This is a genomic window from Allobosea sp. (genome assembly GCF_030695125.1).
In the GTDB taxonomy this organism is placed as follows: Bacteria; Pseudomonadota; Alphaproteobacteria; order Rhizobiales; family Beijerinckiaceae; genus Allobosea.
Genome location: NZ_JAUYTP010000028.1, coordinates 74,533 through 93,250, shown reverse-complemented (window position 1 = coordinate 93,250; position 18,718 = coordinate 74,533). Strand labels below are relative to the sequence as shown.

The window sequence follows — 18,718 nt, the reverse complement described above, 5'->3', positions numbered from 1 at the left end:
GGTCCCTATCGTCATCGCGATCAGGTCAGGAGCCAGGAGTTGAACCGCTCCGAGACCTTGGCGCGGTTGGCGCTCCACCACGCTTCGTCGGCGATCGTCATCTGCTTCAGGTTTTCCGGAGAGGTCGGCAGGACCTTGGCGCGCTCGGCGGGAATCGTCTGGTACGCGTCGAGATTGGTCGGGCCATAGGCCAGGATCTCGGTGAAGAGGGCCTGGGCCTTCGGGTCCGAACAGAAGCGCACGAACTGGCGGGAGACTTCGGCCTTCGGGCCGCCCTTCGGCAGGGCCCAGCCCTCGATCGAATAGAGGCCCTGGTTCCAGACGATCTTCGCGGGCGTGCCACCATCGATCGCCGCCTGCAGGCGGGCATTCCAGCCCGGCAGCATGTCGACCTCGCCGCTCTGGAGAAGCTGCGTCGACTGGGCGCCGCCAGTCCACCAGACCGCGACATGGGGCTTGATCTTGTCGAGGACCTTGAAGGCGCGGTCGACATCGAGCGGATAGAGCTTGTCGAGCGGCACGCCGTCGGCGAGCAGCGCCTGCTCGAGCGTATCGATCGGGTTCTTGCGCAGCGCGCGCCGGCCCGGGAACTTCTCGACATTGAAGAAGTCGGCCCAGCTCGCGGGCGCCGTCTTCACACGGTCGGTGCGATAGGCAAAGACCGTCGAATAGACATCCGTGCCCATGAACAGCGGCGAGATCGCCTCCGGCATCAGCTTGGGCACGTCGGCATGGGTGAAGCCGATCGGATCGAGCAGGCCCTGGCCGGCGAGGATGTCGCGCGCCGAGAGCGTCAGCGTGCAGACGTCCCAGGTATAGGATTTGGTCTCGACCATCGCCTTGAACTGGGCGGTCGGCTCGGCCTCGCGGGCGACGTTGACGACCTTGTTGCCGGTCGCCTTCTCGAAGGGATCGTAGAAGGCCTTGCGGAACGCCGGCCCGAAGGGACCGCCGGGATCGGCGACGATGATCTGCGTCGCGGCGCTGGCACGCCCGATCAGGGCCGGCGCCAGCATTGCGCCGGCGGCGACACCGCCGGCCAGTTGCAGAAGGTGGCGCCGGTTGGGCTTGTTCATCATGCTGCTGGTCATCGTTCTCTCCCGTTCACGCGGTTTTCCGCGTTTTCCCCATGGTCGTCCGGTCGTCTCGCTTCAGGCGCTCTTCTTGGCGGCGCGCTTGGCGAGGAACTCCTCCATCATCCGCGCCGGCTCGCCGGTCGCGTAGGCCTCGCGCTGGTTGCGGATGCCGGCGGCCAGGCAGTCGCGGAAGCCGGCCTCGGTCACCTCGCGGAAGCGGGCGCGGTTGAGCCGCATCGCGACCGGCGGCTTGCCGGCGAGCTCGGTGGCGAGTTCCAGCGCGGCCGCCATCACCTGCTCCTGCGGCACGAGCCGGTTGATCACGCCGATGCGGAAGCACTCCTCGGCATCCATCATCCGCCCGGTCAGGGTCAGGTCGATGGTGCGGCCGAGCCCGATCAGCTCGCGCATGATCCAGGGGCCGGTGGTCGAGGCGATGCCGGAGTTGATCTCGGGCTGGCCCATGGTGACGCCAGGATGGCCGACGCGCAGGTCGCACAGCAGCGACACCTGGAAGGCCGATCCGGCCGCGACGCCGTTGAGCGCGGCCACGATCGGCTTCGAGAGCGAGCGGATCCGGTCATACATGCGCTCCCACTCGCCGATCCACAGCTCGGCCCGGTCGGGATCGAAGGTCTTGGTCTCGTTGAGATCCTGCCCGGCGCCGAAGGCGCGGTCGCCCGCGCCGGTGAGGATGATGGCGCGCACGGCCGCGTCGGCCTCCAGCTCGTCCAGCGCCTCGACGAGGCGGGCCCGCATCGGCGCATTCCAGGCGTTCAGCTTGTCCGGGCGGTTCAGGATCAGGATCCCGACCGCGCCGCGCACCTCGCTGAGGATGAAGTCCTTCATGGCACTCTCCGATGCACTATTATCGATATGCGATAAGTTCTATTGAATGATCGGCGCGAATGACCGATCTTGTCAAGGCCGCAGGCCGCAGCCATTGATCGCCGCAGGAGAACCATCGATGTCCGAGACGAGCGAGCGCAGCGGCGCCAGCCTCAAGAGCGAGCGGCCGGTGCGCGGCAAGGGCGACCAGGGCGGCCGATCCAGCGCGCTGATGGTCAACTCGGTGGAGAAGGCTTTCCGCGTGCTCTCGGCCTTTGGCCGCCAGCATCAGACGCTCAATCTCTCCCAGGTCGCCTCGGAAACGGGGATGGATCTCAGCGCGGCGCAGCGTTTCACCCATACGCTGACGCAGCTCGGCTACCTCCACAAGGACGCCGAAACCAAGCGCTTCGAGCTCACGGCCAAGACGCTCGATCTCGGCTATCACTTCATCCGCAGCAGCCGCCTCGTCGACCGGGCGATGCCCTATCTGATGCACCTCAGCAAGGAGACCGAGGAAACCGTCAATCTGACGATGCGGGAGGGCACGGAGATCATCTTCGTCTCGCGTTTCCTCAGCCGGCACGTCCTGAACACCGACGTCATCATCGGCACGCGCATGCCGGCCTATTGCACGGCGCCGGGCATCGCGATGCTGTCGCGCCTGCCGGAGGACGAGGCGATGGCGGTGATCGACGCCTCCGACCTCAAGGCCTACACCCCGTCCACGACCTGGCAGCGCGACGCGCTCCGGGAGAAGATTCGCCAGGCGGCCGCGCAGGGCTTCGCCACCGCCTTCGAGGAGGTCTATCTCGGGGACGCCTCGATCGCCGCGCCCATCCTCGACCATCGCGGCCGTCCGGAAGGGGCGGTCAATGTCGCGGCCTCCTGCTCGCGCTACAGCCGCGAGGAGGTCGTCGCCCGCTTCTCATCCCTGATCATCGCCGCCGCCCACGCGATCTCGCGGGTCTGATCGTCTCGACGCGCATGATCCGGCATGCCGGCATCGCTTGACAGAGCCCTCGGCCACCTTACCAATATACACATGACTTTATCGCATTGCGGTAGTTGGGTGTCGTCATGAGCACTGACGGCGCCCAGTTCATGCGCGTCGCCACGCGTCGCGGGGCCGCGATCGCTGTGGAGTTCGACGGCCTGCCCCTGGCCGCGACGGAGGGCGACAGCATCCTGGCCGTCCTGCTGACCAACGGCCTGATCCTGCGCCGCCACGAGTTCGGGAGCGAGCCGCGTTCGGGCTTCTGCCTGATGGGCGCCTGCCAGGATTGCTGGGTCTGGAGCGTGCAGGGCGGCAGGTTGCGTGCCTGCACGACGCCGGTCGCGGACGGTATGATCCTCGCCAGCCAGCCGCCAGCCGGTCCCCATGAGTAGCATCGTCATCGTCGGGGCCGGGCCGGCCGGTATCGCGGCGGCCGAATTGCTCTGCAGCCACGGACACCGGCCCGTCGTGATCGACGAGGGCGAGCGCGCCGGCGGCCAGGGTTATCGCCGCCCCTCGCCCGATCTCGCGCTCGACATGCACGCTCTGATGGGCAGCGAGGCCGGCCGCTACGAGGCGCTGCACCGCCGCTTCGCCGCCCTGGCGGAGCACATCGACTACCGCCCGCGCACACTGGTCTGGGCGATCGAGGGGCGCACGCTGCATCTCCTATATGACGGGCGGGCGGAGACGATCGAGGCCGATCAGCTGCTGCTGGCGACAGGAGCCATGGACCGGGTGGCACCATTGCCCGGATGGACTCTGCCGGGGGTCTTCACCCTGGGCGGGGCCCAGGTCGCGCTCAAGGATCAGGGCTGCCTGATCGGCCGGCGCGTCGCCTTCCTCGGCTCCTCGCCCCTCCTGCTGCTCGCCGCCAAGCAATATCGGCAGATGGGCGGCACCGTCGCCGTCATCGCGGACACGACGGGCCTCGCCGCGAAGGCAACGGCGCTGCCGGGACTTCTGGCCTCGCCACGCACGCTGCTGCGCGGGCTCGGCGGCATGGCTGGCGCGCTGCGCGCCGGCACGCCCCTCCTGCACGGCGTCACCCCGCTCGCGATCGCGGGGAACGGCCATGTCCAGTCCCTGCTGCTGCGCGATGCGGCAGGGCGCGAACGCCGCTTCACCTGCGATGCGGTGGCGCTGGGCTACGGCCTCAAGCCCGAAACCCAGCTCGCCGATCTCGCTGGGGCCCGCTTCGTCTATGACGAGGCGTTCCGGCTCTTCCTGCCGGAGACGGATGCCTTCGGCCGGGCGCGCCCCGGCCTCTATCTCGCCGGGGACGGCGCCAGCATCGGCGGGGCCGACGCGGCCGAGGCCAGCGGCGCCCTCGCCGCCCATGCGATCCTGGCCGATCTCGGCGGAGCACCCGCTGCTGCTGAGGTCCGGACGCTGACGCGCAAGCTGGCCAGGCTGCGCGGCTTCCAGCGCAGCTTGGCGCGGGCCTTTGCCTGGCCGGCTTCCCAGATCCGGGCCCTGCCCGACGACACGCTGTTGTGCCGCTGCGAATCCGTCACCATCGGCACGGTGCGCGCGGCCATGGCGCAGGCGCTGGGCCCGATCGAAGTCAACCGCGTCAAGGCGATGACGCGCTGCGGCATGGGACGCTGCCAGGGCCGCGTCTGCGGGCCGGCCCTCCAGGAAATCGTGGCCGGAGCGTCCGGCCAGGACGGGGCTGGCGCCGGCCGCCTGCGTGGTCAGGCTCCGGTCAAGCCGATCGCCCTCTCCGCCGCCGGGGAGTCGACGCCATGAGCCGCGCGAGCACCGACGTCGCGATCATCGGCGGCGGTCTGATCGGTGTCTGGACGGCCTTCTTCCTGGCGCGGCGCGGCCAGAGTGTGACGCTGTTCGAGAAGGGCGTGGTCGGCGCCCAGTCGAGCGGCACGAATTTCGGCAATCTGCGGCTGCAGGGCCGCTTTCCCGGCCAGTATCCCCTGTCGTTGCGCTCGCATGCGCTGTGGGAGGATTTCGAGGCGCTGATCGGCGAGGGCTGCGAATTCGCGCAGACGGGCCATCTCTATTGTGCCTTCGACTCCGACGAGGCGGCACGGCTCGAAGCCTATGCGCAGGTCTCCCAGTCGCACGGCCTGGCCATCGAACGGCTCGCGCCGAGCGATCTACGCCGGCGCTTCCCCTGGCTGAGCGAACGGGCGATCGCCGCCACCTTCTGCGCGCGCGACGCAACCGCCAACCCGCGGCTGGCAACGCCGGCCGTGGCGCGTGCGGCGCTGCGGCAGGGCGTGGAGATCCGCGAGAATGCTCCCGTCACGGCTGTCACCCGGCAAGGCGACGGCTTCAGGATCACCACCGCCGACGGGCGCGGGCTGAGCTGCGCGGCACTCGTCAACGCGGCCGGCGCCTGGGCCGTCCAGATGGCGGAGTGCTTCGGGGAGACGGCGCCGGTCTTCGCGGCAGGGCCGCCGCAATTCGTCACCGAACCGATGCCGATGGTGTTCGCGCCTTCGCTCCAGACGATCGACGGCTCCGTCATCGCCCGCCAAACCGAGCGCGGCAATGTCATCCTCGCGGGCTACCCGCGCACGGCGGCCGATGCGGTGGCAAACCGTGCGCCGGTGCCGCCGGCCAAGACGCTGGCTGCCATGCGTGCGCTCGCAGGACTCGTGCCGGCCCTCGCGCAGGCGCATGTGATCCGCGTCTGGTCCGGCATCGAGGGCTATCTGCCCGACATGATCCCGGTGATCGGGAGGAGCGACACCACGCCGGGCCTGTTCCACGCCTTCGGCTTCTGCGGCCATGGCTTCCAGATCGGCCCCGGCGTCGGGCTTTGCCTGAGCGAAATGATCCTCGACGGATCGACACCCACCCCACTTGAAGACTTCGCGATCGGACGGTTCCGGACGCCCGCTGTGGTGAGCGAAAAATTCCAGAAGGAGTTTGACCGCCCCAGCGACATGGGGATCGAGCGATCGGCCGAAAAAGGGCGAGCGATCGGTTGAGGCGAGCTCGTGGCAGGCCGGCCAACTCACAGTTCCCAGGCGGGCTTGAGCGTTAGGTACTGGCCCACCGCGCTCCCCGATCAATCGAGAACGGACAGTCGAAGATCACCGTTCGAATGTAGGCTTGTCAGCATGGGTCGAATGGCAGCTATCGGCCCATCTCGCCCGGACCGGCATCAGGCGTCTCCGGCGCCTTGCGCGATCGGCGGCCGGTGACATCTGCTTTCGGGCAAAGACCCCATATACGGAACTTGCGCAGCCCGTTGAAACCGTCAATGGCGCTGCTGGACTGCGATCAGGTTGTCCCGATGTGGCTGGCGCTCAACCAGACCAGATTTGACCCGGCCTCGCCGCCGGGAAACGCTTCGACGGGATATCCCGGGCTGCTAGCGCGCGGCCAAGATCGAGAGCCGGCTGGTCGACCGCCTCGTCTGTCAGCTGGAACGTCCCCCAGTGGAATCCGAGAGCCTGTTTGGCGCGCAGCAGCTGGAAGGCGCGGACCGCATCGTCCGGGTTCATGTGCTGCTCCGCCATGAACCAGCGCGGCTCATAAGCACCGATCGGCAGAAGTGCGAGATCGATCCGCCCATGCCGGGCGGCGATGCCGGTGAAGATCCGTCCGTCGCCAAAGCCTGTATCGCCGGCGAAGTAGACGGTCCGGCCACGCGCCTCGATCACGAAACCTGCCCATAGTGCATGGTTGCGATCGTTGAGCGTGCGCGCCGACCAGTGCTGGGCCGGGACGGCGCTGACCGTTGCGCCGGGGACCAGAACAGTGCGCTCTCCCCAGTCTAGCGTCGTCACCGCGATCGCAGGATCGCGCGCCTTGATGATCGCATCATTGCCGAGCGGTGCGACGATATGGGGTCGGTCCCGACGCCAGAGACGCTCGATCGTCGGCAGGTCTAGATGGTCGTAATGGTTGTGCGAGATCAGGACCGCATCGATCCGGGGAAGATCGTCGAAGGCAATGCCTGGAGGATTGTAGCGGCGTGGGCCGACGTTCGGGAAGGGACTTGCACGCTCCGACCAGACCGGATCGGTGAGGATCGATAGACCACCGATCTGGAGAAGGAAGGTCGCATGCCCTACGAGAATCGCCCGCATTCCGACCGGCGCGAGGCCTAGCGGGCGTGCGCCTGCGAAAGGGCTCGGATAGGGATAGGGCCAGTTCTGCCTGGCACCGGTCAGGCGCCATTTCAGCACATCGCCCAAGCCCCGGGGCTCCGCCCTGCGATCGGGATTAAAGAAGCGCGTACCGTCGAAATGGTCGCTGAGCGGGCCCGAATAGTAGAATGTTCTGCCGGCTGGACCACGCGTCTCGGCGGACTGAGCCCGCCCTGCGCCAAGAATGCTGCCGATCATTCCGAGGGCTAGGCGTCCGCCCCCTCGCCTGGTCCAACCCACAAATCGCCTCTCTCATGAACCTCGTCATAGACGATGATGGCAACGGACAAGTCGCGAGACCAGCCCCACACGGCATGCCTCACAGCATTGCGAAGGCCGCGCGACGCGCAGATCATCAAGCACCAGAAGCAGGAAATCGCCGAGATGCGCGGGTGGCATGATGCCGCCACCCTCGGCACCTGTCCGGAGACGACGCAGGGAGGCGGCTAGATATGAAACCCGGACAGCATCAGCGTTGGCGCGCCTTTCTCGGGACCAGGGGCATCGCCAGTTCCTGTGCCATGAGGGGGCTGACGGATCGCAGCGCCGGGGCGTCACCCGTCCACGGCAAGCCTGCAGCCTCCGAAGCCGGACCGCGTCGCGACGCCAAGACCTTCGCGGCGCCAAGAACCCTCCGGCTCCCATTGCCGTGCATCTGAAAGGTCGCGCCATGACGATCCTACGACGCTTTGTCCTCCTTGCCGGCGTTTTCGCAGTCGCTTTCGCCGCGTCCGCGGTCCATGCCCAGCCCGACCGTGCGCCTGCGGACGTCCAGAAGAGCTATGATCGGTTCATCACAGCCTTCCGCGCCGCTCTGAAGGCCGACGACTCCGCCGCCGTCGCCGAGCTGACGCTGTTTCCGTTCTACTGGGACGAGATGCGGGACGCGGCTTATTTCCGCAAGACCATCTACGCCAAGGTCTTCACACGGAAAGCGCGGGCCTGCATCGCGCGCGGCAGGGGCGTTTATGCACGCGACGGCCTGGGCAAGGACAATTTCACGATGATCTGCGGCGAGGACCTGTTCCTCTTCACCGGAACACCAGACGGCTTCCGCTTCTCCGAGGTCGGCGTGAATGATTGATGGGTGAGCCGGTCGCCCGCTTCCCGTGCAGATCCGAACGCCGGCCTTGGCGCGGCCGGGACAATCGGCGCCTCACTCTCGCGTGCTGAGGCTCAATCGAGCTCACGAGCCGCGACGCCGCGATTGACGCGCTGAGCATCCCGAGAGAAGCTCGACCGCGCCGGGCGCGCGATCCGGCGGGCCCGGCCTTCCAGTCGGCGGAAGGGAGGATCGCAGGTCATGCGGAATGTCCTCTTCGGTCTCGCAATTGCGACGACCTGCGCTTCAGTCCCTGCCAGGGCCGTCCCTGCCATCGAAGCGCTGCCTGGCGTGATCGGGCAGACCAAGGGCGACCGCGCCTGCTATCTCAGGGTCTATGACGCCGCGCATCTGGCGGCCAATCCCAGGCAGCGCACGACGAGCCTGCGGATCTCTTTCAGGCGCGAGAACTGGCCAGATGCCGCGCCCGAGGCCGGTTCCCAGAACCGCATCCGGATCGAGGCGGCACGGCGCGGGGTGAAGGAGCCACTGCGCGCCATCGGCGACTGCCGCTACCGTGCGGACGCCAATCAGGACGTGCAGGGCCGGCGACGCATCCGGAGCGCGCCCGTCGCTCCCGGTATCGTCTGCAGCATCAAGGGCGACGCGACCGACGAGGAATCGGGGACCGAGCCGGTGCTGGTCGTCAGCGGCGACGTTCTCACCATGCACATGCAGGACTCGCTCCCGATGCGGCGCAATCGCCAGCTGTCCGACGGGCCGAGCCAGGAGATCGCGTTCGCCGGCGCGGACGCCGTATTCCGGCTGCAGCGCATCGCCGACCGCGACTGCGACGCACTCGATGCGGCGATCGTCGCAGAGTGAACCGGCGGCCTTTGATCCGATTCTGAGACGTCGATCGAGCAGGAATGAGGTGAAGCCCATGAGTGAACAGGCCGGCCCGCCACGCACGAACTGGATCGTTTACGTCTGCGCAAGCCTCTACCTGTCCGGCCAGGCGCTCTGGCGCTTCTTCGCCCGCGCCGGCGAGTGGCCGCCCCGCAGCGTCATGCTGCTGGAGCTGGCTGTCGATGTCGGCATGTCGGCGGCGGCGATCGCCCTCTATGTCCAGCTCAATCGGCAGTTTCCCGATGACGACCGCCGGCGGCCCTTCGCCGTCGTCCTGCTGGTGATGCTGATCGTCGCGATCCTCACGATCTTCGTGATCCGCTTCTCCAGCGACGTGGGCTGGTGGACGGGACACCGCCGCAACTGGAATGATTGAAGCTGGCATCGAGAGGTGCCGCCCGAGCCCCGATCCGGAAGATTGACGACATGCGACGGCTTCTGGGGATGATCGCGCTTGTGGCCCAGTTCGGCGCAGGCTCCGCATGGTCGCAGGACCGCATGGTGACTCTCGTGCGGTCCACGCTTGCATGCACGAGCTGGGCGGCATGGCGTGAGTCCGTGCAGGCCTCGCTCACGCCCACGGGCGCCAGGATGAGCCGGCACTGCCCGATCCGCATCGCGGCCGGCAGCAGGGTCATCGTCGTGGACGACGATGCCGGCCACGGTGCCGCCGAGGTTCGGCGGGGTGGCCAGACGTGGTTCGTGGATGGCGACAAACTGAAGTGAGCCTTGCCGGGAAAGGCGCTCGGCGCAAGACTGCCGCAGGCTCAGCTCCGCTGGAGGACGCGCGATGAAGGACACGCGTTTCATGGCTCGGATCGGCGCCCTGGCTGCCGCGTGCCTGCTGCTGGCGGCTCCGGCACAGGCGCAATCCGTGCCCCCATCCGACGATGTGCGTCTCGCGCCCTGCATGGATCGCCAGCGTCCGGCTGCAGAGCGGGCTCGCCTGTGCCGGGCGCTTGGCGATACGGCCGAAGTACCCGTCGCGCTCCGGCGCCAGGCCAGGGAGGCCGAAGCGCGTGCGTTGCTCGAAGCGTCCGATTGGGACGGGTTGCTACGGGCGGCGGATGCGCTTCTGGTCGCGGACCCGGCTGACCGGCTCGGCCACGCGATGCGGGGGCACACCTATCTCTACCGGCAGGGGCCGGGTGACGCCGAGCGCGCGCGCGACGCCTACACCGAGGGCATGAAGCACGCACCGAACGCTTACCTCTTCCCCAACAACCGGGGCATCGCCCGCAGCATGCTGGGCGACGCCGACGGTGCGCTGGCGGACCACAGCCTGGCGCTGTCGCTGCAGGGCGATTACGGGCCCGCGCTGCTGGCCCGCAGCCGTTTGCTCAATGCGCGCGGCGACCATGCCGCCGCCCTGAAGGATATCGAGGCCGGCCTAAAGCCCGCTCCTGACAGCATTCCATTGCTCGACGAGCAGTCGCGTGCGCTCGTCGGCCTCGGTCGCCAGCGCGAGGCGATCACGGCCCTGGACAAGGTGACGTCGCTCGCGCCGCAACGGCCGCTGTTGCACTTTCGCAGGGGGCTGATCAGGGCGGAGCTTGGCGACAATGACGGGGCCATCGCGGATTTCACACGCGAGATCGCGGTCAGCCCTGAGCTACCCGGCGCCTATGTCCAACGCGGCCGCCTGCGCCTCGATGTGAAGAAGGACGATGCCGGCGCCCGCGCGGATTACGACAAGGCTATCGCGGTCGCGCCCGCTTTCGCCATGGGCTGGTCGCACCGATCACGGGCCCGGCTCATGGCCGGCGACGTGCCGGGTGCGGAGGTGGACGCGATTCAGGCTCTGAAGCTGGACCCCAGGGATCCGATTGCAAAACTCACGCTGGCGGGGCTGGCTGACATGAGGGGCGCTCCTGAGGAGTCCGTGAAGCTGCTGGACGAGGTGCTGGCGGTCCAGCCCGCCGTCGTCGAGGTTCGCCTCGAGCAGATCGCGCTCCTGATGCGCCTCAATCGCGACGAAGACGCCCTGCGCTCGGTGCGCGCGGGCCACGCGCTCGCGCGCGCAAACCTCGACCTCATCGATATCGAAGCCGCGCTGCTTTTGCGCCTCCGCCGGATCCCCGAAGGCAAGGCTGTGCTCGATCGGGCGATCGCGGACGGCCATCGGCGCGCGTCGATCCATGCCAACCGGGCGGCCTTCGCGGTCTATCTGCGCGACTTCAGCCTGGCACAAGGCGATGTCGCCGCCGCGCTGGCGCTTGAACCGGGCCATCTGGCGGCCAACGCCTTGTCGGGACTTCTCGCCGTCCGCGCCAGGGACTGGAGGAAGGCCGAGGCCACCGCAGGGGTCGCTCTGGCCTCAGATCCCGACCATGGCATGGCTCTGGCCGTGAAGGCTGAGGTGCTGCGCCAGCAGGGAAAGACGGCGGAGGCCGACCGGGTCCTCGCCATGGCGCGGCGGAAGGATCCGCGCTTCACGGACCTCGTCAGGATGATCCAGGAGCGATGAAGTCCTGCGCTCGGACGCGTGACCGTCCCACCGTCTGGGAACTGCTGCTGGCTCCGCACCCAGACGATCGGCGATCGGGCTCATCGTGGCTTCACGCCGTTCCGAATCTTGACGAACCGGGCCGGCAGATCAGACCTCGCTGGCGGAAAGTGACCGACCATGAACAGAGCGGAGCCCCCCTGCGCCAGCGCCCAGGCGACGCCGGCCACGGTCGTGGTCTTGCCGGGAGGCGTCCGCGTGAAAACGACGGTGGCGGCCGGGCCTTGCGGCGTCGGCTCGACCTTCTGCGTCAGGATCGTCGCGCCCGGATAGCGCTCGCGGAGGAGCGCCGCCATCTTCGGCAGATGGCGCGTTGCGTCGAAGCGCTCGCGCGTCGTGATCGGATAGAGGGAGAGTATCGCGAAGGGCTGGTCCGTCGCCGCGTCCATCAGGTCGCCCGGCCCGTCGGTCAGGACGACGACGCTGTTGGCGACGATGCTGACGACCCGCATGCCCGCCAGTTCCGTGAGGCGGAAGGGCAGGTCGCCGAGGCGCTGCTCCGGGCTGCGTCTCGTCTCGGTTACACTGAGCAGCGAGGCCCGGATGGCGGCGGCGTCAGGATGCGCCGCGGCGTCCGGCACATACATGAGGGCCATGACGTTGCCGCCATCGCCCTCGACCACCATGAGGTAGGCGAGCAATGCCCGTTGCGTCATCCGCATCCTGATGAGCGCGGCGGGACGCCCGGCCGCAGTGAGCGGCTCGACCTGCTCCACGCGGCTTTCATTCCGTGTCCCTGCATGCAGCACTTCGCCGATCTTGTAGGATTCCTGTGCGTCGATGCGCTCCTTCGGCTGTTCAATGAGCATGATCGCCGCGCCGTTCGGATGCCTGATCATCGCGGGCGATGTGCCATCGAGAGCAAACTCCGCCGGGGGGACGATCGACCAGCTCGTGCCCGGAAACCGCACTGAGGCCAGGTGGGGGACCGACACTGGGCGAGCCGCGGCTTCGGCGATCCTGTCGGTGACGCTCAGCAGCGCGGCGCGGATGGCACTCAGGTCGATGTCCGTGGCCGCATCCGGCACTGTCAGCGTCACGCCGACGTTTTGGCGCCCCCCTTCCACGATGAGGCTGTAGGCCAACGCCTTCTGCTGCGTCATACGCGCGATGGCCAGGAACGCCGGCCGGCCGCCGGCCATGACGGCCTCGACGGATTCGAGCCGTCCCTCGTCATGCGTGCCAGCCGCCGTGAGGGCGCCGATCGCGCCGAAGCTCGCCTGCGTCAGGGGCTGCTTCGCAAACTCGACGAGGGCGATGTGCGCGCCGCTGCGATGACGCAACACGGGCCAGGGCGGACTTGATTGCACGAAACCAGGCGGTGGCGCCAACCACCAGCCCGAGCCCGGGAACTGCATCAGGGCCGTCTGCTCCGCTGCTGGGCGGTCGGAGGGCTGCTGCGCAGTCGCGGGCTTGGCCGCCGCCAAGCTGATCGCAATTGCGCCTCCCAGGCAATGGATCGCTATCAGAACGAGGCGCATCCTTGATCACCTCCGGTCGAAGGCAAGGATCGTGCGGCGTGTTCGGGACGGCGTCAATTGGCATGGCCAGGCAGCGATTCATGCGACCAACGGGACACTCCCGATCAAGAATTCCGGCTGCCAACCGATCCACGATCCGCCTGACGAGGCGCCACCAAGGCACTCCGGCCAGTCGTGAATATCAGCTTCGGAGTATAGCCTCGATTTCAGGACGTGGCGCATTGGCCCTCCGGGTAGCCCGGCAGTTCATGGCGCTCGGGCGCCGACTCGACGATGAGCCACGGCCCAGCGCGCTGCCCTGCATGTCAGACATGCTGCCGTTCGTCGGCGAGGGCCCTCGTCATGCCGAACTCTGGCTCGCTTCAGCTCGAGCTCATCACGGGTTCACGCTGGGCGCCATGACCGGACGCCTCTTCGCCGATTTCGTCGCCACTGGAACGAGGTTCATCGACGCGCAGCCGTTCCGACCCGGCCGATTCTGACCGCAGCCATGCTTGACCCCGTTCAAGCTCGCTCGCGCATGTGTCTGGTCGCGCTCCTCATCGCGCCATGTACAAGCCGATTCGTATCACTGGCTGGTGATGCCTTGGCCGCGTTATTGCGTAGACTGGAGGACCGGCAGGGTGTCGGAATCGCAAGCCATGGCGTGGCGGGTGTTGGGGGACGTGTCGAGAATGGCCTATGACGTGATCGTCGTCGGGATCGGCGGCATGGGAAGCGCCGCCGCCTGGCATCTCGCCCGGCGGGGCGTGAAGGTTCTCGGTCTCGAACGCTTCGACATCCCCCACAGCATGGGCTCGTCGCACGGCATCAGCCGGATCATCCGCATGCCCTATTACGAGGACCCGGCCTACGTCCCTCTGCTGCGGCGCGCCTATGAGCTTTGGGGCGAGATCGAAGCGGCGACCGGCGAGGAGCTGCTGGTCATCACCGGGTCGATCGATGCCAGCCCGGAGGATGACGCGCTGTTTCAGGGGGCCTTGAATTCGGCCCGCCTGCACGAACTGCCCCATGAGGTTTTGACCGGCGATCAGGTCAATGCACGTTACCCCGGCTATCGCCTGCCGTCATCGCATCGCGCGGTGTTTCAGGCGCGTGGCGGGCTGATCGCCAGCGAGCGGGCGATCGTGGCGCATGTTCGCGCCGCCCAGTCGCATGGCGCGGAGATCCATGCCCGCGAGGCCGTGCTCGGCTGGGAGGCGAAACCCAATGGCGACGGGGTGCTGGTGACGACCGATCGCGGCCGCTACGAGGCCGCGCGGCTGGTGCTGACTGCCGGAGCCTGGATCGGCGACCTCGAACCCTCTCTCCGGGCCGTTGCGGTGCCCGAAAGGCAGGTTCTGGCCTGGCTTCAGCCCGCGAAGCCGGAGCTGTTCGCGCTCGATCGCTTCCCGGTCTTCAATTTGCAGGTCGATGAGGGCCGCTATTACGGCTTTCCGATCTACGAGGTGCCCGGTTTCAAGTTCGGCCGCTATCACCACCGCGGCGAAACCAGCCGTGCCGACGATGTCAGGCGCGAGCCGGACGCGGAGGACGAGCGCCTCCTGCGGGATTTCAGCCAGCGCTATTTCCCTGATGGCAGCGGCCCGACCATGGCGCTGCGGAGCTGCATGTTCACCAACACCCCCGACGAGCATTTCATTCTCGACCGCCACCCCGCCCATGAACAGGTCGTGCTGGTCTCGCCCTGCTCGGGGCATGGCTACAAGTTCTGCAGCGTGATCGGGGAGATCGTCGCCGATCTCGCCAGCGGAGACGGCACGACCCGGCACGACATCGGATTCCTGCGCCTGGCGCGGACGGCGCTGGCTGCCCCTCATGCATGATGGCCTCGATGTCGCGCCACGCGGCGGCCTGCGCCTGGGCATCGATATCGGCGGCACCTTCACCGATTTCGCGCTGGTGGATTCGCTGGGCTCGCGGGTCGGCGTCCACAAGCAACTGACGACGCCGCGTGATCCCTCCCACGCCGTGCTCGAAGGCACGCTCGCGATCTGCCAGGCCGTCGGCTGCTCCCTGTCCGAGCTCGTCGAGATCGTCCACGGCACGACGCTGGTCACCAATGCCCTGATCGAGCGTCGCGGCGACCGCACCGGCATGCTCGTCACGCAAGGCTTCCGCGACCTCTTCGATATCGGCCGCGAGCAGCGCTACGACCTGTTCGATCTGCGGCTGCGTTACGCAGAACCGATCGTCGAGCGAGGGTTGCGGGCCGACATTCCCGAGCGACTGAAACATGACGGCTCCGTGCTCGTGCCGCTGGACGAGGAAGCCGTCGCTGCGCAGACGCGCCGGCTGGTCGAGGACGAGCGGATCGAGGCGCTGGCGATCTGTTTCCTCCACGCGCATGTCGACGACCGTCACGAACGCCGCGCCCGCGAGATTGCAGGGGCGCTCTATCCGGCGCTGCACATCTCCCATTCGGCCGATGTCTTCCCCTATCCGCGCGAATTCGAGCGCTGGACCACGACCTGCGCCAACGCCTATTCGCAGCCGCTGGTCGACCGCTATCTCTCCCGGCTGGAGACGGGCCTGGCCGAGGCCGGCTTCCTGGGGCGGCTCTGGATCATGGCGTCGAGCGGCGGTCTCATGAACCTCGACATGGCCCGGCGCTATCCGGTGAAGCTGCTGGAATCGGGCCCCGCCGCCGGTGTGCTCGTCGCGGCCCGGATTGGCACGGCGGTCGCGGGAGGCGACCTGCTCTCCTTCGATCTCGGCGGCACGACCGCCAAGGGGGCTCTGATCCGCAAGGGCAGGCCGTTTCGCGCCTATTCCTTCGAGGCGGCACACGCTTACGAGTATCGCAGCGGCAGCGGCCTCCCGCTGCAGATCCCCGTCCTCGACATGACCGAGATCGGGACCGGGGGCGGCAGCCTGGTTGCGCCCGATGCGCTCGGCCGGCTCAGGGTCGGCCCGCGCAGCGCCGGCGCCGAACCCGGGCCTGTGTCTTATGGCCGTGGCGGCAAGACCGCGACGTTGACCGATGCCAATCTCCTGCTCGGCTACCTCCATCCCGACAGCTTTCTCGGCGGCACCATGACGCTGGATCTCGACGCCGCGGCTGAGGCCTATCGCGAGCAGATCGGCGTGCCGCTGGGCGTCGATGCGCTGCGCGCCGCCTGGGGGGCGCATGACATGGCCAATGAGGACATTGCGCGGGCCTTCCGCATGCACGCCACCGAACGCGGCTTCGACTATCGCGGCTGCGCCATGGTCGCCTTTGGCGGCGGCGGACCGCTGCATGCGGCGCGGATCGCCCGCAAGCTGCGGGTGCCACGCGTGATCTTTCCGCGGGGAGCCGGCGTCATGTCGGCTTTCGGAATGCTGTCGGGCGCGCAGTCCTTCGAGACGGTGCGGGCTTTCCGGCGCGGGCTCGACGCGGTCGAGGAGAGCGAGCTCCAGGCCCTTCTCGCGGATCTCGATGCCGAGGCTGCGGCGCCGCTCGGCTCCGGCGGAGCCACGCACTGGCACCGGCGCTTCGACATGCGCTATCGCGGCCAGCACTACGACATCGAGGTCGAGCTTCCCGAGGCCTGCGGGGACCTCCGCGAGGCGCTGCGGATGCGTTTCATCGAGCGCTACCGCGAGATCTTCCACACCAGTCTCGATGAGCCGATCGAGATCGTCGGGTGCAAGGTCGAGGCGAGCGCTGCGGCTTCCCAGAGTTTCTCGACCAGCCCGGAGGACGAAAACGACGGCGGCGAGGCGATGACGGGCCATCGTCAGGCCTATTTCCCGGCCGCCGGTGGCCTTGTCGACTGCGCCGTCCTGGCGCGCTCGCGGCTGCGGCCAGGCATGGTCGTGGACGGGCCGGCCCTGGTCGAGGAACCCGAATCGACGATCCTGCTCGACGCCGGTGACCGCGCTACGGTGCATGGCGACATGAGCCTCGTTGCGGAGATCGCGACCCCATGACGAGCCCTGTCGCGGCATCCCGCCGAACCCTCGATCCGATCGACCTCGCCATCGCCTGGGACAGGCTGATCTCGATCACCGACGAAGGCGCGGCGGCCCTGATCCGCACCTCCTTCTCGATGCTGGTGCGCGAGGGCTTCGATCTCTCGGTGATGATCTTCGACACGCGCGGCCGGCTGATCGCGCAGAGCCGCAAATGCATCCCCGTCTTCATCGGCACGGCGCCGGTGACGATGGCGCATATGCTCAAGCGGTTTCCGCCGCAGACGCTGGCGCCGGGGGATGTCGTCGCGTCCAACGACCCCGTCATCGGCACGGGCCATATGTTCGACCTCGCCCTGATGAAGCCGATCTTCCGGGGCGGGCGCATCGTCGCCTATGCCATGAGCATAACGCATCTGCCCGATATCGGCGGCATGGGCTTCTCCGCCGCCGCGACCGAAATCTACCATGAGGGTCTGCGGCTGCCGATCTGGAAGCTCTTCGCGGCGGGCCAGCGCGACGAGACGCTGATCGAGCTGATCAAGCTGAATGTCCGGGTGCCCGAGCAGGTGCTGGGCGACATCATGGCGAGCGTGAGCTGCCTCGAGGTCGTCGACCGGCAGCTCGGCGAGTTCCTGTCCGAAGCGGGGCTCGCCGATGTCGACGAGCTCGCCGTTTCGATCATCGACCAGACCGAGGCCGCCGTCAGGGCAGCGCTGGCCGCGATTCCCGATGGCGCCTACCGCAACGAGGTCGAGGTCGAGGCCTTCGGCGACATCCGTCGGCTCGTCTGCCGGATCGACAAGCGCGGCAGCGCGGCGGCGATCGACTTCGCCGGAACCGGCCCCTGCGTCGGCGCCGGCATCAATGTGCCGCTGTCCTATACGCGCTCGATGGCGCTCTACACGCTGAAATGCATCACCGCGCCCAGGCTGCCCAACAATGACGGCGCCACCGTGCCGATCTCGATCAGCGCGCCCGTGGGCTGCCTGCTCAATGCCGTGCCGCCGGCACCGTCGGCCGGGCGGCATGTGATCGGCCATTTCATCCCCCCGCTGATCTTCGGCGCGCTGGCCGAGGTCGTGCCGGACCGGGTGATGGCGGGCAGCGGGCTGATCGACTTCATCACCCTGCAGGGCCGCCGGCCGGACGGCTCGGGCATGACCACGACGTTCTGCGCGGCGGGCGGCTTCGGCGCATTGAGCGATCTCGACGGCCAGCCGACGACGCCGGGCTCGTCGAATATGGGCGGCATGTCGGCGGAGCTGTTCGAGCCCGAGAGCGGACTGACCGTCGAGCGCAAGAGCTTGCGGCCGGATTCGGGCGGGGCAGGCGCCTATCGCGGCGGCCCCGGCCAGGAGATCGTGCTGCGCAATGACAGCGGCTTTCCGGTCAGCGTCTTCTCCATGGCCAACCGCACCCAGTTTCCGGCGCAGGGCTTCGCCGGCGGGCAGCCGGGCGCCTGCCGCGAACATCTGGTCAATGGCGAGACGATCTCGCCGCAGGGGCGGCATGAGCTCGCGCCGGGCGACCGCCTGACGCTGCGCGAGGCCGGCGGCGCCGGCTTCGGCAACCCGCAAGCGCGGCCGGCGAGCAAGATCACGGATGATCTCAGGCGGGGCTACGCCACGCCGGAGGGGGCCGCTCGCGCTTATGGGCCGGACTGGCCGCGTCGCGGGACGTAACCGCTTTGGTCGCAGCCGGCACGGCGGCGCAGGATCGCGATGATCCGTGATGCCGAGCAACGGCTGCGCTTCACGCTCTGGTCCTCGCGATGGACCAGAACGACATTCAGACTGGATCAACCCAGAGGGACAACGTCACCGGCTATGCCGTCATGACGTTATGGCCACTGACA

General features: G+C 68.1%; 17 protein-coding genes. 13 read left to right on the top strand and 4 right to left on the bottom strand.

Going from position 1 to position 18,718, the window contains the following annotated elements; all coding sequences use genetic code 11:
- Positions 1–20: 20 nt before the first annotated feature.
- Together Q8S38_RS08325 and Q8S38_RS08320 are read right to left on the bottom strand one after the other, a co-directional pair.
- Positions 21–1,091, bottom strand: coding sequence for an ABC transporter substrate-binding protein (locus tag Q8S38_RS08325; RefSeq protein ID WP_305679954.1), 1,071 nt, complete (start codon positions 1,089–1,091; stop codon positions 21–23).
- Positions 1,092–1,151: 60 nt separating this feature from the next.
- Positions 1,152–1,925: an enoyl-CoA hydratase/isomerase family protein gene (locus Q8S38_RS08320; RefSeq protein ID WP_305679953.1), complete on the bottom strand. Its 774-nt coding sequence runs from the start codon at positions 1,923–1,925 to the stop codon at positions 1,152–1,154.
- 118 nt (positions 1,926–2,043) lie between these two features.
- Between Q8S38_RS08320 and Q8S38_RS08315 the strand changes: the two genes are divergently transcribed.
- The 4 genes from Q8S38_RS08315 (at position 2,044) to Q8S38_RS08300 (ending at position 5,858) form a co-directional block, all read left to right on the top strand.
- On the top strand, positions 2,044–2,877 hold the full coding sequence (locus Q8S38_RS08315; RefSeq protein WP_069054657.1) for an IclR family transcriptional regulator: 834 nt from the start codon (positions 2,044–2,046) through the stop codon (positions 2,875–2,877).
- Positions 2,878–2,984: 107 nt separating this feature from the next.
- Positions 2,985–3,293 (top strand): (2Fe-2S)-binding protein, encoded by a 309-nt coding sequence (locus tag Q8S38_RS08310; RefSeq protein WP_305679952.1) that lies wholly within the window; start codon positions 2,985–2,987, stop codon positions 3,291–3,293.
- Complete coding sequence (locus tag Q8S38_RS08305; RefSeq protein ID WP_305679951.1) at positions 3,286–4,653, top strand: FAD/NAD(P)-dependent oxidoreductase; 1,368 nt, start codon at positions 3,286–3,288, stop codon at positions 4,651–4,653. Before Q8S38_RS08310 ends, Q8S38_RS08305 begins: the two co-directional genes overlap by 8 nt.
- Positions 4,650–5,858 carry an NAD(P)/FAD-dependent oxidoreductase gene (locus tag Q8S38_RS08300; protein WP_305679950.1) on the top strand — a complete coding sequence of 403 codons (1,209 nt, stop codon included), beginning with the start codon at positions 4,650–4,652 and terminating at the stop codon, positions 5,856–5,858. The genes Q8S38_RS08305 and Q8S38_RS08300 overlap by 4 nt, the downstream gene beginning before the upstream one ends.
- Positions 5,859–6,179: 321 nt before the next feature.
- Here the strand turns inward: Q8S38_RS08300 and Q8S38_RS08295 are convergent, their stop codons facing one another.
- On the bottom strand, positions 6,180–7,223 hold the full coding sequence (locus Q8S38_RS08295; RefSeq protein WP_371125858.1) for an MBL fold metallo-hydrolase: 1,044 nt from the start codon (positions 7,221–7,223) through the stop codon (positions 6,180–6,182).
- 472 nt (positions 7,224–7,695) lie between these two features.
- On the opposite strand from Q8S38_RS08295, the gene Q8S38_RS08290 reads away from it, so the two are divergent.
- The 5 genes from Q8S38_RS08290 (at position 7,696) to Q8S38_RS08270 (ending at position 11,443) form a co-directional block, all read left to right on the top strand.
- Positions 7,696–8,109, top strand: a complete 414-nt coding sequence (locus tag Q8S38_RS08290) for a hypothetical protein (protein ID WP_305679949.1) — start codon at positions 7,696–7,698, stop codon at positions 8,107–8,109.
- Positions 8,110–8,328: 219 nt separating this feature from the next.
- Positions 8,329–8,952, top strand: a complete 624-nt coding sequence (locus Q8S38_RS08285) for a hypothetical protein (protein ID WP_305679948.1) — start codon at positions 8,329–8,331, stop codon at positions 8,950–8,952.
- A gap of 58 nt (positions 8,953–9,010) precedes the next feature.
- Complete coding sequence (locus Q8S38_RS08280; RefSeq protein ID WP_305679947.1) at positions 9,011–9,352, top strand: hypothetical protein; 342 nt, start codon at positions 9,011–9,013, stop codon at positions 9,350–9,352.
- 50 nt (positions 9,353–9,402) lie between these two features.
- Positions 9,403–9,702: a hypothetical protein gene (locus tag Q8S38_RS08275; protein ID WP_305679946.1), complete on the top strand. Its 300-nt coding sequence runs from the start codon at positions 9,403–9,405 to the stop codon at positions 9,700–9,702.
- 82 nt (positions 9,703–9,784) lie between these two features.
- The gene (locus Q8S38_RS08270) at positions 9,785–11,443 is read left to right on the top strand and encodes a tetratricopeptide repeat protein (protein ID WP_305679945.1); all 1,659 of its coding nucleotides are present in this window, start codon (positions 9,785–9,787) and stop codon (positions 11,441–11,443) included.
- An 80-nt stretch (positions 11,444–11,523) separates the two neighbouring features.
- On the opposite strand, the gene Q8S38_RS08265 is transcribed toward Q8S38_RS08270, so the two are convergent.
- A complete protein-coding gene (locus Q8S38_RS08265; protein WP_305679944.1) occupies positions 11,524–12,963 on the bottom strand; it encodes a hypothetical protein in 1,440 nt (479 codons plus the stop codon).
- A 311-nt stretch (positions 12,964–13,274) separates the two neighbouring features.
- On the opposite strand from Q8S38_RS08265, the gene Q8S38_RS08260 reads away from it, so the two are divergent.
- The 4 genes from Q8S38_RS08260 (at position 13,275) to Q8S38_RS08245 (ending at position 18,545) form a co-directional block, all read left to right on the top strand.
- The gene (locus tag Q8S38_RS08260) at positions 13,275–13,445 is read left to right on the top strand and encodes a hypothetical protein (protein WP_305679943.1); all 171 of its coding nucleotides are present in this window, start codon (positions 13,275–13,277) and stop codon (positions 13,443–13,445) included.
- Positions 13,446–13,637: 192 nt separating this feature from the next.
- Positions 13,638–14,789, top strand: a complete 1,152-nt coding sequence (gene solA / locus Q8S38_RS08255; protein WP_305679942.1) for an N-methyl-L-tryptophan oxidase — start codon at positions 13,638–13,640, stop codon at positions 14,787–14,789.
- Positions 14,782–16,878 carry a hydantoinase/oxoprolinase family protein gene (locus tag Q8S38_RS08250; RefSeq protein ID WP_305679941.1) on the top strand — a complete coding sequence of 699 codons (2,097 nt, stop codon included), beginning with the start codon at positions 14,782–14,784 and terminating at the stop codon, positions 16,876–16,878. The genes solA and Q8S38_RS08250 overlap by 8 nt, the downstream gene beginning before the upstream one ends.
- Positions 16,875–18,545, top strand: coding sequence for a hydantoinase B/oxoprolinase family protein (locus Q8S38_RS08245; RefSeq protein WP_305679940.1), 1,671 nt, complete (start codon positions 16,875–16,877; stop codon positions 18,543–18,545). Before Q8S38_RS08250 ends, Q8S38_RS08245 begins: the two co-directional genes overlap by 4 nt.
- The last annotated feature ends 173 nt before the right edge of the window (positions 18,546–18,718 follow it).